General features: G+C 60.2%; 9 protein-coding genes. 5 read left to right on the plus strand and 4 right to left on the minus strand.

The genetic code is table 11. The features are described from left to right. Genes BHW66_RS05450 through BHW66_RS05460 form a run of 3 tightly spaced genes read right to left on the minus strand, consistent with a single transcriptional unit; the run spans window position 1 to window position 3,883 of the window. Window positions 1–1,107, minus strand: coding sequence for an ABC transporter permease (locus BHW66_RS05450; protein ID WP_102758950.1), 1,107 nt, complete (start codon window positions 1,105–1,107; stop codon window positions 1–3). Then, the gene (locus BHW66_RS05455; protein ID WP_094139863.1) at window positions 1,104–2,864 is read right to left on the minus strand and encodes an ATP-binding cassette domain-containing protein; all 1,761 of its coding nucleotides are present in this window, start codon (window positions 2,862–2,864) and stop codon (window positions 1,104–1,106) included. Before BHW66_RS05455 ends, BHW66_RS05450 begins: the two co-directional genes overlap by 4 nt. Further along, window positions 2,861–3,883 carry an efflux RND transporter periplasmic adaptor subunit gene (locus BHW66_RS05460; protein ID WP_022198298.1) on the minus strand — a complete coding sequence of 341 codons (1,023 nt, stop codon included), beginning with the start codon at window positions 3,881–3,883 and terminating at the stop codon, window positions 2,861–2,863. The genes BHW66_RS05455 and BHW66_RS05460 overlap by 4 nt, the downstream gene beginning before the upstream one ends. A gap of 133 nt (window positions 3,884–4,016) precedes the next feature. Between BHW66_RS05460 and alaS the strand changes: the two genes are divergently transcribed. Both alaS and pssA read left to right on the plus strand, forming a co-directional pair. After that, a complete protein-coding gene (gene alaS, locus BHW66_RS05465; protein WP_046436951.1) occupies window positions 4,017–6,845 on the plus strand; it encodes an alanine--tRNA ligase in 2,829 nt (942 codons plus the stop codon). 32 nt (window positions 6,846–6,877) lie between these two features. Then, window positions 6,878–7,702 (plus strand): CDP-diacylglycerol--serine O-phosphatidyltransferase, encoded by an 825-nt coding sequence (pssA, locus tag BHW66_RS05470; protein WP_022198296.1) that lies wholly within the window; start codon window positions 6,878–6,880, stop codon window positions 7,700–7,702. Between the two features lie 157 nt (window positions 7,703–7,859). Here the strand turns inward: pssA and BHW66_RS05475 are convergent, their stop codons facing one another. Beyond that, the gene (locus BHW66_RS05475; protein WP_012420424.1) at window positions 7,860–8,375 is read right to left on the minus strand and encodes a hypothetical protein; all 516 of its coding nucleotides are present in this window, start codon (window positions 8,373–8,375) and stop codon (window positions 7,860–7,862) included. A gap of 64 nt (window positions 8,376–8,439) precedes the next feature. Here BHW66_RS05475 and folP point away from each other — a divergent pair, with 64 nt between their 5' ends. The 3 genes from folP to ispG all read left to right on the plus strand — a co-directional run bounded on the left by folP (window position 8,440) and on the right by ispG (window position 13,812). Continuing rightward, window positions 8,440–9,279: a dihydropteroate synthase gene (folP, locus tag BHW66_RS05480; RefSeq protein WP_046436953.1), complete on the plus strand. Its 840-nt coding sequence runs from the start codon at window positions 8,440–8,442 to the stop codon at window positions 9,277–9,279. A gap of 7 nt (window positions 9,280–9,286) precedes the next feature. Beyond that, window positions 9,287–11,878, plus strand: a complete 2,592-nt coding sequence (locus tag BHW66_RS05485) for a YfhO family protein (RefSeq protein WP_046436955.1) — start codon at window positions 9,287–9,289, stop codon at window positions 11,876–11,878. 176 nt (window positions 11,879–12,054) lie between these two features. Beyond that, window positions 12,055–13,812, plus strand: a complete 1,758-nt coding sequence (ispG, locus tag BHW66_RS05490; RefSeq protein WP_046436957.1) for a (E)-4-hydroxy-3-methylbut-2-enyl-diphosphate synthase — start codon at window positions 12,055–12,057, stop codon at window positions 13,810–13,812. Window positions 13,813–13,830 lie beyond the last annotated feature (18 nt).

Consider the following 13,830-nt stretch of genomic DNA (forward strand, 5'->3'; position numbering starts at 1 on the left):
TTATTCGAGGGATTTGGGGGCTTTCAGCCGGGCGATGCCCATGAGCGCCACGGCAAAGACGCCCAGCGTGATGCAGCAGGGGATGATGACGGAAGGGATATCCCCGGCCAGGAAGAGGGTCTGGAGCAGGGTGACGTAATAGCGGGCCGGGATGATGCAGGTGATGGCCCGGACGGCGGGGGGCATGTTGAGGATGTCATACAGGAAGCCGGAGAGCATGAGCGCCGGCATGAAGGTGCCCATGATGGCGAACTGGCAGGCCAGGAACTGGTTTTTGGCGGCGGTGGAGATGACCAGCCCCAGCCCAAGAGCCACAATCAGGAACAAGGCGGAGACCGCCAGCAGCAGCGTGAGGGAGCCGCGGATGGGGATGCCGAAGACGAAGGCGGCGAAAATCATGGAGATGGCCAGGCTGACCATGCCCAGCAGGAAGTTGGTGGCTGCCTTGGCCGTCAGGATTTCTCCGCTGCCCACGGGCGTGACGAAGAGGCTTTCCAGCGTGCCGCGTTCATATTCCCGCGCCATGACCAGGGAGGTGAGGAGCGCCCCGATCATGGTCATGATGGTGACGATGACGCCGGGAACCAGGTAGTAGTGGCTGTCGTTGGCTTCATTGAAGCGGGTGCGCGTCTGCACGTCCAGCACGGGGGCTGTCCGCCCGCCCAGGGAAGACGCCCAGGAGCCGACGACGGCCTGAAGGTAGTTGCGGATGAGGGTGGCCTGGTTGGCGTTGACTCCGTTGACGACAATCTGGACTTTCGTGGTTCCATTGTGGAGCGTGTCCGGCGCGTTGCTTTGCAGGGCGATGAAGGCGTCCGCTTCATGGGTGCGCAGTTTTTCTTCAGCCTCCCGGGTAGAGAAGACGCGCGTGGTCTGGAAATATCTGGAAAGGGTAAGCCTTGTTTCCAGGTCCGTGGACTGGCTGGAGGCGGGGACGGCCAGGTACGCGATGCGCACGTTTTTGATGTCCATGCTCATGCCGTAGCCAAAGAGGAGCAGGAGCACGGCCGGAAGGATGACCGCAATGCCCACATTGCCGGGGTCCCGGACCACCTGGTGGAGTTCCTTGACGATGAGGGCTCCTATTCTTTTGAGGGAGGCGGTCATGTTTCTCCTCCTTTTTTCATGTGTTCTTCCGTGATGGCCAGGAAGGCGTCTTCCAGAGAAGCGGGGGCTCCGTCTTCACGCGGGGGAGCGTGTTTGCGGATATCGTCCGGGGAACCTTCCGCCAGCGTGGTTCCATCCATCATGATGAGCATGTTATCGCAAAATTCCGCTTCTCCCAGGAAGTGCGTCGTGATGATGATGGTGACGCCTTTTTCCGCCAGGGCGTTGATGCGCAGCCAGAAGTCGCGCCGGGCCAGGGGGTCCGCTCCGGAAGTGGGTTCGTCCAGAAAAAGGATGTCCGGGGAGTGGAGCAGGGCGCACGCCATGCTGAGGCGCTGCTTATAGCCGCCGGGCAGGTGCGCGGCGGGGGCGTTCATGTACGGAGTCAGGTGGAATTCTTCTTCCATGGAGCGGATGGCTTCCTGCCGCTCCTTTCCGGACATGCCGTAGGCTCCGGCGAAGAATTCCAGGTTTTGACGCGTGGTCAGCATGCCGTACATGGAAAATTTCTGGGCCACGTATCCAACTTTCCTGCGCGCTCTGGCGGCGGCGGTCCGCAGATCCGCCCCGGCCACATTGAGCGTGCCGCCGCTGGCGGGCAGCAGCCCGCAGAGCATGCGGAAAGTGGTGCTTTTCCCCGCTCCGTTGGGGCCCAGAAGGCCGAAGACCTGCCCTTTGCGGACGGAGAAGCTGACGTGGTTGACGGCAATGAAACTGCCGAATTTCCTGACGAGGTCCGTTACCCGGATGACGGTGCCGCCGTTTTCCGTCCGCTCCGGTTCCGGCGTTCCGGCAGGGGCGGGGATGTCCTGCGGGGCGAGGTCCACTTGGTCGGCAAGCAGGGTCATGAAGCCGTCAGAGAAGTCCGGCTGCGCGGGGGCGGGGTGGTATTCCTCCAGCTTTTTCCGTGCGGGGTGGCCGTGGGGAACGATGATGCGGACGGTGTTCCCCTGCGGGGTGGCGTTGATGATGCCGGGCACGGCGGCCAGCCTGCTCTGGAATTGGCGCGCATGCAGCCCCTCCGGCGTGCGCACCGTCACGCACATGCCTTCCGCCCGGGCGATGACGTCGGCGGGAGGGGCGTCCATAAGCAGGCGCCCTTCATACATGATGAGGGTTCTGTTGCAGTAGGCCGATTCGTCCATGTAGGAGGTGCTGACCAGCACCCCCACGCCTTCCTCTCCGGAGAATTGTTTCAGGATGCTCCACAGTTCCCGCCGGGAGAGCGGGTCCACGCCCACGGTGGGTTCATCCAGCAGGATGAGGGGCGGGGAGGAGACCAGGGAACAGCACAGGCCCAGCTTCTGCTTCATGCCGCCGGAGAGCTTTCCCGCAAGCCGCGTGGTGAAGCGTTCCAGGCTGGTCATGGCGAGCAGGCTGCGGAAGCGCTTTTCCCTGTCCTGGCCGTAAACGCCGTGCATGCGGGCGTAAAGCTCCATATTTTCCCGGACGGTAAGGTCTTCATAAAGCCCGAATTTCTGCGGCATGTAGCCTATGGAGGCCTGGATGGACCGGCTTTTTTTCACGGAGTCCAGATTCAGGACGGAGATAGACCCGCCATGCGGTTTCATCAATCCCGTGATGAGGCGGATCAGAGTGGTTTTTCCCGCTCCGTCCGGCCCCAGCAGCCCTACGATTTCCCCCGCGGACAGGCGGAAGGAGACGTCGTCCACCGCCGCAAAGGGGACTCCGGCGGAGTCCGGAAATATTTTCCGGACGTTCCGGCAGTCAATCAGGGGCTGGGATTCCGTGGTCATGGCCTGGGCTGTTCCGGGGTCTGTGTTCCGGCGTTCTGGTCCAGGGGGATGGTGACGGTGGCGGGGGCTCCCAGGCGCAGCCGGTTGTCCGGATCGTCCACAATGATGCGCACTTCATAGACCAGTGCCGTTCTGAGATCTGGCGTTTCCACGTTTTTAGGGGTGAATTCCGCTACGGAGGAGATAAACCCCACCGTCCCTTTGAAGCCGGTGTCCGGGAAGCTGTCATTGCGCACGGTGGCGGAAAAGCCGGGCTTTACTTTGCCGAGCTGGGATTCCGTGAGGTAGGCCCGCACCCATTTGGTATGGTTCAGGGAGATGTTGTAAACGGGTTTCTGCGGGGAGGCCATGTCCCCCTTTTCCAGAATGCGGTTGCGCACCACGCCGTTGCCGGGGGCATAGAGCACGGCGTCTTTCAGGTTCTGCTCCCTGATGGTCAGGCTGGCTTTGGCCTGGTTGTACTGGGCCAGCGCCTGGGCTACGTCTTCCTCACGGGAACCGGCCAGCAGCAGTTCCAGCTGTTTTCTGGCTACATCCAGATTGGCGGCGGCCACTTGCCGGGAGGCGACGGCGTCGTCCGCCTCCTGGCGGGAGATGGATTTTGTTTCAGCCAGCGCCTCCAGCCTTTTGCTGCGCATTCCGGCGTTGTTCAGCGTAGCTTCCGCGGCCTGAACGTTTGCCCTCGCCTGGGCTATTTCTTCCGCGCGCGGGCCGTTTTTAACGCGCAGGTAGTTTTGGCGGGCGGCTTCCGCTATCTGCCGGGCTTCGTCCGCGGCCTGCCGGAGCCGCACCGTTTCCAGCGTGGCGAGCTTCTGGCCGGGAACAACCGTGTCCCCTTCGTCCACCAGCACGGAGTCAATACGTTCGGAGATGAGGAAAGCCAGATCCACCTGGCGCAGGTCCACATTGCCGTAAAGAACGGCTTTGTCCTCGGGCCCGGACGGAGTTTTCCGGTAGATGAGCCAGGCGGCCGTTCCTGCCGCCGCAAGGAGAACCAGGAGGATAACCAGCTTTTTCATAGTTTTATTTATACGTGTGTATAATTTATTGCAAGTAAAAATGGAGCCCGCATGACGGAGAAGGAATTAGCGATTTACTAACGGAGGGAGAACAGGCATAATCCGGCGTCTTTTACTTTTCCCATTATCTGTTATGATGACCGCCACCGAGATACGCCAAAGCTTTCTGGACTTTTTCCGCGAAAAACAGCACACGGTCGTGCCTTCCGCTTCTTTGATGCCCCAGAGCCCCGGTTTGTTGTTTACAAATGCCGGCATGAATCAGTTTGTCCCGTATTTCCTGGGCGTATGGACTCCCCCGTGGACGCCCGCCCGCGCTACGGATACCCAGAAGTGCATCCGCGCAGGCGGCAAGCACAATGACCTGGAGGATGTGGGGTATGACTCCTACCACCACACGTTTTTTGAAATGCTGGGGAACTGGTCCTTCGGGGATTATTTCAAGAAGGAAGCTATCCGCTGGGCCTGGGAGCTGGTCGTGGAGCGGTGGGGATTTCCGGCGGAACGCCTGTACGCCACCGTGTACGCGCCGGACAAGAGCAAGGGCGACCCCGGAGAGTTTGACCGGGAAGCCTGGGATTTCTGGGCTGAGCTGTTCCGTTCCCGAGGGCTGGACCCGGACGTGCATATCGTGCACGGGAATGTGAAGGATAATTTCTGGATGATGGGGGAAACCGGCCCCTGCGGCCCCTGTTCCGAGCTGCACGTGGACCTGACCCCGGAGGGGAATACGAAGGGAAGCCTGGTAAACAAGGATTCCGACCAGTGCATAGAGATATGGAACCTGGTGTTTATCCAATACAATGCGGAGAGCGACGGCTCCATGCGCAATCTTCCGGCATGTCATGTGGATACCGGGATGGGGTTTGAGCGCGCGTGCTCCATCATGCAGTGCACGAACGGATTCAAGGATTTTTCCCGCAAACCGTCCAATTACGCCACGGATGTATTCCGCCCCCTGTTTGACCGCCTGGAAGTTTTGAGCGGACGGAAGTACGCGGACGTGTATCCGGCGCCCGGTTCCAAAAGGGTGGATGCGGAGGACGGGACCCTTCAGGAGGCGATTGCCTTCCGCGTGATTGCCGATCATCTGCGCACGCTCAGTTTTTCCATTGCGGACGGCATTCTGCCGGGCAACAATGGCCGTAATTACGTGCTGCGCCGCATTCTGCGCCGTGCCGTGCGCTATGGGCGCCGCCTGGGCTTTACCCAGCCGTTTTTGGCGGAACTGGTGGATACGCTGGTGGAGTCCTTCGGACAGGTGTTCCCGGAACTGGCCGCCCGCGCCGCTACCGTGAAGGAGGTTTTAAACCGTGAAGAGGCCAGTTTTAATGAGACGCTGGACCGCGGCCTGGAATTGTTTGACGCGGAAACGGCTTCCGCCGGAAAGGTGAGCGGCGAGTTCGCCTTCAAGCTGTATGATACGTACGGGTTCCCCATTGACCTGACCGCCCTGCTGGCGGAGGAACGCGGCCTGGATATTGATATGGAGCGGTTCAACAGGCTGATGGAGGAACAGCGGGAACGCGCCCGGGCCGCCCGCAAGAGCGAGGTGGTGCGCGCCCTGGATTTGAAGACGGACGCCGTGACGGAATTTACGGGATACGATGTGGACGAATGCGCCGCTACGGTGCTGGAAGTGAGCCGCCAGGGGGATTCCCTGTTCATCATCACGGACAAGACTCCGTTTTACGCGGAAATGGGCGGGCAGGTATCCGATGCCGGTTTGATTGAAATCGGCGGGGAAAGCTACCATGTGATGGCCGTCCAGCAGATAGGGAATGCCCGAGCCCATGTGGTGGAGGCCCGTCCCGGGCTGGAGGTGAGGCCCGGCGACCGCGTGCATTTGAGCATTGACGCGGAACGCCGCCGCCGCATTGAGGCGCATCACACCGCCACGCATCTTCTTCACTGCGCCCTGCATCAGGTGGTCAGCCCGGATGCGGCCCAGCAGGGGTCCTTTGTTTCGGAAGACCGGCTGCGCTTTGACTTTAACAGCAGCGCCGTTTCTCCGGATCAGCTCCGCCTGATTGAAGAGAAAGTGAACGGCTGGATTGAGGAGTCTCTTCCCGTGCACTGCACGGAACGCGCCTATGCGGACGTGAAGGGCAATGCCGCGATTGCCCAGTTCTTCGGCGACAAGTACGGGGATGTGGTGCGCGTGGTCCAGGTGGGCGGATGCAGGGATGGGCTGGACGGGGTTTCCATGGAATTCTGCGGCGGAACTCATATTGCCAATACGAAGAATATCGGCCTGTTCAAGATTAAGAGCGAGGGTGCCATCGCTTCCGGCGTGCGCCGCATTGAGGCGATGACTGGGGACGCTGCTCTGGAAATGATACGGCAGCATGTTGTTGCCAAGAGCCTGGAAATCGCCAAGGCGGTGGAGAAGATCAAGGAAGTCAATTACGAGTTGGCGGACATGGGGCTGGAACAGGTGCCTGTCCCCACGATTGAAGGCAAGCCGGGGCTGACGGCCCTGGGGGCTTCCGATATCCGGACGGTAAATGATTCCCTGGCGCGTTTCGACGCCTCCGTGGAGCATTTCAAACAGACGGCTCTGGATGCGGAGAAGAAGCTTAAAAAAGCCCGCGCCGGGCAGTCCGCCGCCAAGGCAGACGCCCTGCTGAATGAGTGGCTTTCCGATGCCCCCTCTTCCCTGATCCAGGTGGCGGAGGGCGCCGGGGAATTGCTTCAGGAGCTGCTGAACGGGTTGAAAAAGCGCCAGTATGCGGGCGCCGCCTTCCTGTTGTGCGTGGACAGTTCTTCCTTGCTCCTGGGCGCTTATTGTGGCAAAGATGCCATTGCGGACGGATTGTCCGCCGGAGATATGATCCGCGAGGTTGCCGCTCTTGCCGGAGGCAAGGGAGGCGGTCGTGCGGACCAGGCCCGCGGTTCCGCTCCGCAGGATGCCGATCCTCAGGCCCTGGCTGCCGCCGCCCGCAATATTATTAACGGATAAACCCCTTACCTGGGCCCTATCGGACACCAATCATGGACAAGAAGATTTTCCCGGACGAACCTGAGATTCCCATTTTGCCTAATTTGTTTACGGCAGGGAACCTGGTGTGCGGTTTTTTCGCCATTCTGACGATTTTTGAGGGAATCAACCAGGCGGACAGCGACGCTGTGGCTGCTTTTTCCTATTATCAGAATGCCACTTTTTTAATCTTCGCGGCGTGTTTGTTTGACTTGTTTGACGGCCGCATTGCCCGCATGCGTGGGCAGGACGGCCCTTTCGGGCGGGAATTCGATTCACTGGCGGATATTGTCTCCTTCGGCATCGCTCCGGCGCTGCTGGTGGCCAAGGCCGTTCTGTTCCAGCTGTCCCCGCCGGAGGTGGGCTGGGGCATCGGCATCTTGTACCTGCTGTGCGCCGCGTTGCGCCTGGCGCGGTTTAACTGCATGGCGGCCGCTCCCCGGAAGGAAGGCCAGAGCAGCGATTTTGTGGGGCTGCCCGTTCCGATGGCGGCGGGAGCCGTGGTCTCCACCATGTATCTGGTGATGTATCTGGCCGGCAGGGCGCCGGACGGAGCCATGGACCTGGGCGTTTTCAAGTACGTGATTGCGCTGGCAATGGCGGGAGTCTCCATTCTGATGATGAGCCGGGTGGTCTATCCCAGCTTCAAGCATATCAACATGCGCACGCGGGGGACGATGTACGCGATTGTGTTCATCGTGCTGGCGGTCATCTGCATTTTCAAATTCCCGTGGGTGATGCCCGCAGTCATTTTTTCCATTTATCTGCTTTACGGGCTGGTGCGGCCCTGGGTGGCCCGCCGCTGGCGGAACAGGCTGGAAGCCCGCGATGGAGAATAGGAAGACTTTTAGAAAACTGTTCCTGCCTCTTCTTTGAACAGAACACGCTGCGCCGGATTGGTGCCGGGCGGCGGCGATGTTTCCGCGGCCCGGTTCCGGGAATGTCCCTGGGGCCGTTTTTTAAGGGAGGATCGGAATAGCCCCTAAGGACCGGAGCTTACTTGTTTTTCTTTTTAAAGTCGTCCGCAAAGGGGTCTTTTTCCGGGGCGGTGGGCACGGCGTGCGTTTCAATGTCCTTGGTGCTCTTGACCAGCGTGATGCATACGGGCTTGCTGCGGTTGCCCATGGCGTCATAAGTGTAAAGGAAGCGGCGCACGAGTTCCTTGGTGCGGGAATCGAACATTTGCTCTTCTCTCAGGTTGGCGTTGCCGTCGTAGCCGTAACGCACGAAAAAGAGTTCGTTCTTCTGCCCGTCAAAGATCAGGCAGGAGCGCAGCTCTCCAAAAGGCCCTCTTTTGTACAGGGTTACGGAAACGAGGACATTGCGGATGTTGTAAGTGGTTTTTTTCATCCCTTTGCCGTCCCCTGTTTTTTCAAAGTAGCTGCGGGAACCGTCTTCATGTTTGACCATGCGGGAAGAAGCGGTCTGAACATTGAAATCGTCCTGGCCGGCGGCCAGGGCTCCGGACGTCATGAGCAGGGGGATGAAGAGAAGCAGGGGCGTTGTTTTCATGGTGAAAAAAGAGTTTCTGACTTATTAAAGTGATGTATAGTGGCTTTGACAAGAACGTAATTAGATGAACTGGCTTGTAAGGAGAGACGTATTGGATGTGGCGCGCGGAGGCGTGCTGATGGGAATTGTGAACGTTACTCCGGATTCCTTTTCCGACGGAGGGCGTTTTTATGCGACGGAACGCGCTGTCTCCCATGCAAAAGAGCTTGAACGGCAGGGAGCCCTTATTCTGGACATAGGGGGGGAGTCCACCAGGCCGGGGGCCGCGGAGGTTGCCGCGGAGGAGGAGTTGGACAGGGTGCTGCCCGTGGTGCGGGAACTCCGTTCATGCACGGATGCCGTGATTTCCGTGGACACGCGCCATGCCGCCGTAGCGGCGGCTGTGCTGGAAGCGGGTGCGGACGTCATTAATGATATTTCCGGATTGCGGGAGGAGGGGATGGCGGAATTGTGTGCTGCGGCGCGCTGCGGCGTGGTGGCGATGCATATGCAGGGACGGCCTGAAACCATGCAGGACGCTCCTTCTTATGGGGATGTGGTGCGGGAAGTGCGCGGTTATTTTGAGGAACGTTATGATTTTCTGCTGGGGCGGGGACTGGAACCGGAGCAGATATGCTGGGATCCCGGCATCGGCTTTGGCAAAACGGCGGAACACAATCTGGCCCTGCTGTCCAACATGGACAAGCTTCAGGTGGCAGGACGCCCGGTGCTGCTGGGCCTTTCCCGCAAGCGCATGCTGGGCGCCGTCCTGGGGGATGCGGAGCAGGGCCGCGCGCCGCTGAGCACCGCCGTGATGACGGTGTGGGGGCATTTGCACGGCGCGCAGATTCACCGTGTCCATGACGTGGCGGAATGCGCCCGCGCCCTCCGGCTGATCCGGGCCGCTGAACCGTTTGTCCGCTGATTGAGCCATGGAATCCGCTTCTTCCCGTCCGGTATTGACGTCCCTGGCGTCCATTGCATTTTCCCTGGCGGTGGTGTTCCTTTTTCTGGCGGTACGGGGGATCTGGCCTTTCGGAGGCCGCTTCCTGGAGTATATGGATAACGGGCAGCTGGTTTATCCTACCTTGAAGTATTATGCCTCCGCCCTGATGTCCGGAGCGTTTGACGGAGCTTTTTTTTATGATGTCAATGGCGGCGCGGGAATCCGGGTGAGCCCTACGCTGCCGCATCAGCTGCTGATCCCCTCCACCTGGATTGCCGTGGCGATGGGGGATTCCTTCCTGTTGAAGGACATGGTCTGGGTGATGCTGGCGGATGTGGCTTGCATCTGCGTGACGGCTTCCTGGTTCCTGAGACGCGTGTTTCCCTCCCTGCCCGTATGCTGGACCGTGCTGCTGACGGCGGGTTATGCCGTGGGGGGCTTTTTCCAGACCAAGTACGGGTTCATGCAGTTCCTGGACCATGCCGCCATGTTCCCCCTGTTTGCCCTGGGCCTTTACCGGCTGGTGAACGGGGGAAGGGGCTGGCTGTATGCCGCCGGCCTCTTCCTGCTGGCTACCTCCCTGTACAGCGCGTTCATGGCCGTCGTCACCGGCTGGCTGTTCGCGTGGGCCTTTACGCTGCCCCTGAAGGGGACGCGGGAACGCCGCGTGCGCCTGGCCCGCGTGTTCTGGTACACGGCGGCGGTGACGCTGGCCACTTGTTATTACTGGCTGCCGATGGCGGAAATGAGCCGGGATTCCATGCGCTCCCTGTTTATGACGCCGCCCACGTTTTTTGAGTTGTCATGGCCGTTTGACCCTCCCAAATTCCTGGAACGCCTTTACGCCTGCCTGCCGGGGATGTCATTTGCCGCTCTGGCGGCGGTTTATTTGGCTTGCGGGAAGCAGGCGTCCCCGGCGCCGGACAGAGGGAGGCGTTTGTTTATCCTTCTTCTGACGGCGTCCGTTTTGCCCGCGTTTGTCGAGCCCATCCACCGCGCCGCCCATTTATGGAGCTACGTGGATTTTCCCGTCCGGTTCGGTTTTATTCCCAATCTGGCGGTAATGTCGTTCTGCGCCTGGATTTTGTCCGGCGGCAGGCTTCCGGGGCCGGCAGGACGGCCATGGGGGTGGGGATGGAGCCTGGGGCTTCCCATAGCGGCTTTTTTCTTTTCCCTGTTTGTCCTGAAGATGACGGCTGCGGATCTTGCGGTGCGTCTTCTGCCTTTGCTGTTTTTTGCATGCGCATGGCTGTGCTGGAGGCATGTGGAGGGCAAAAGGCTGGCGTGGTCCATCGCTTCCGTGATGATGCTGGGGCTGCCCATAGGGGCTGCCGCGTTCTGGAAGCAGGGGGAGGAGGAGAAAGCCTCCGTCCAGGCGCTCAATGCGGAATGGCTGGCGCGCGGCATGAAGGGGTATTCAGGCTTGCTGCGCGTGAAGGACAGGGATCGCCTGATGGTGGAAAACGCGGATTGCCTGGGGCCTGTCCCGGGCATTGGCAATTTCCGGCATACGACGAGCATCGGGCATTTCCGTTTTCTGAAAAACCTGGGGTACCGGGATGAATTCACGCGCACGTACGGCCAGGGAGGCACTCTGTTTTCCGATTTGCTGCTGGGCCATGGTTTTGTGCTGGCGTCCCGGTCCATGGAGGGAATGGAGTGCGTGCTTTCCCGGGAAGGCCTGTATTTATACAGGCTTCCGGGTGCCCGCTGGGGGCTGGTAGTTCCCCAGGGCGCGCTGGGGTTGCGTCTGGATGGGAACGCTGATGTGTTCAGCAATCTTAATGCCCTGCACGCCGCGCTCTGCCCATCGGCGGAAGGCCCCCTTTATGAGGCCGTAACAGTGAGGACGGAGATGAGCGGCCCCTTTTACCGCGCGGACATTCCGGAATATCCCGGCGCGGTGTACGGGTTCCCGCAGACGGATACGGCGGAACTCCGTGTCAATGGATGTGCGGTGCCCGTCATGGCGGAGGCGCAGAAGACATCCGGAGGAACGAGCCGCACCTATAACGGGGTTTTGGAATTGAAGCGTGCGGCCGTTGCCGGGGAAACCGTGGTGGAGGGGAGGATGCTGCGGACCGTGGAGACGCCCCTTCTGGCGGCTGCGGCGCGTACGCCGGAGCAGGATGTTCCGGTTCTGGGGAAAGAGCAGGATAAGTACGGAATGGAGGCGAAAGGAAGCGGTGGCCATGTGGAGGTGGCGCTGAATGCCGGGGAAGGGGAGGCTCTCATGGTGCCGGTCGTGTATGACCGGGGATGGAGAGTCCGGCGGAACGGGATGGAGGCGCCTGTGGAAAAGGTGGGGGAATTGATGGCGGTGCGCCTTCTGAAAGGGCAAAACCGGGTGGTGTTTGATTATTATCCGCCTTTATTGAAAGGTTCCCTGCTGTTTTCCTCCGGCGCGGCCGCCGTCTTCCTGCTGTATGCATGGTGGGCGCGGCGGCATCCGGAATCCTCGCTCAGGAGGATTGTTCTGGCCTGCGGATACAGGCTGTTTCAGTGCTGCGCCGCCGTGGTGCTGGCGGCTGTTTATATGGGGTCAATCGTGTTGTTTATCGTGCAGTCCGTGCTGTGAAGGAATCCCCGGAAGGCAGGGAAATAGGCCAGGGACTGAGTGCGGGGGGATGCTGGCGTGGAACAATATCCGCGGGGCGTAGCCGTTTCCTTTTTGCCGGTGGCCGGATTGGCGGGAAAAGGCTTTCCGTTTTGAAGGATGGTTGACAGGGGAATCTGGCGCGGTAGAGTGGTTTCATGCAGTCTTCCTATTGTCCGAGTCCTTATCGATATACGCGCCGCGTAACCCGTGAAGTCATGGTGGGGAATGTGGGGGTGGGCGGTTCCAATCCCATCCGGATCCAGTCCATGCTGACGTCCGATACGCGGGATACGGATGCCTGCGTGAAGGAGGCTTTGGAGCTGGCGGAGGCAGGGTGCGAGATTATCCGCCTGACCGCCCAGACCAAGGCGTATGCCGCCAATTTGGAGAATATTGCCCGGGAATTGTGCGCTGCCGGCTGCCATGTGCCTCTGGTGGCCGATATCCACTTCAAGCCGGATGCCGCGATGGAGGCTGCCAAATGGGTGGAGAAGATTCGTATTAATCCGGGCAATTTCGTTGATAAGAAGAAGTTTGAAGTGCGGGAGTATTCCGACGCCGAATACCGCGAGGAGCTGGACCGCCTGAGGGAAGAATTTACGCCCCTGGTTCTGTTTTGCCGAGAGCATGGCCGCGCGATGCGCATCGGTTCCAACCATGGCTCCCTGTCCGACCGCATTCTGAACCGCTTTGGCGATACGCCGGAGGGGATGGTGGAGAGCGCGATTGAGTTTGCCCAGATTGCCCGCGACCTGGATTACCATTCCCTGGTGTTTTCCATGAAGGCTTCCAACGTCAAGGTGATGGTGGCCGCTTACCGATTGCTGGTGGAGCGCATGAACGCCCTGGGGCCGGATTGGAATTATCCCATTCATCTGGGGGTGACGGAAGCCGGGGGCGGAGAGGACGGCCGCATCAAGAGCGCCGTGGGCATCGGCTCCCTGCTGACGGACGGCATTGGTGATACCCTGCGCGTTTCCCTGACGGAGGACGCTGTGAGGGAGGTGCCCGTGGCTTACCGCCTGTCCAATCCTTTCCAGCCGTCGGAGCGTTCCGATGACCCGGTTTCCTTCCCTGAACCGGAGTTGAGCTATGATCCCCTGAAGTTTTCCAAAAGGCAGGGTGGGCTGGCGATGTGTTATGGCGTGCGCCTGGGCTGGGAACAGCCTGTGCGCGTGGCGGTTCCTGATGCCGGGTTTTACGCCCTGCAGACGGAACGGGAGGCGATGGGGGACATGATGCCTGAATTATCCCTGGGGCAGCTGGATGCCATTGAGGTGGATCCCCGGTGCGATGCCGATCTGGAGCCGTTGAAGGAGCTGGCGGAACCGTCTATTGTCACTGTGAAGAACGGGCTGGCTATGGAGCCTGTATATGCGTTCCGCCTTCTGGCTGCCCGTATTGAGGACAGGCACCTGATCCTGCTGAAGGATACGCTGGTGCCCGGTTCCGTTTCCGGGGAAGACGTGCCGCTGACGGCTGCCCGCAATATCGGCTCCCTGCTGTGCGACGGGATTGGAGACGCCGTGCTGATTCAGGGCGAGTCGGACCCCCGTTTGGCTTCTTTCCTGGGATTCAATATTTTGCAGGCTACGGGAACGAGGCTGACGCGGGCGGATTACGTTTCCTGCCCGTCCTGCGGGCGTACCCTGTACAATATCCAGGAGGCGACGGCCCGCATCCGGAAAGCCACGGAACATCTGAAAGGGGTGAAGATTGCCGTGATGGGATGTATTGTGAATGGCCCCGGCGAGATGGCGGATGCGGATTTCGGTTATGTGGGCGGCGCGCCGAACAAGATCAACCTGTATGTGAAGCACACGCCTGTGAAGTTCAATATTCCCCAGGAGGAGGCTGTGGAACGGCTGGTGGATCTGATCAAGGAGTATGGGCGGTGGGTGGACCCCAAGTGAGGTTTTAACGTTGAGGGA

This window comes from Akkermansia sp. 54_46, from assembly GCF_001917295.1.
Lineage (GTDB): Bacteria > Verrucomicrobiota > Verrucomicrobiia > Verrucomicrobiales > Akkermansiaceae > Akkermansia > Akkermansia muciniphila.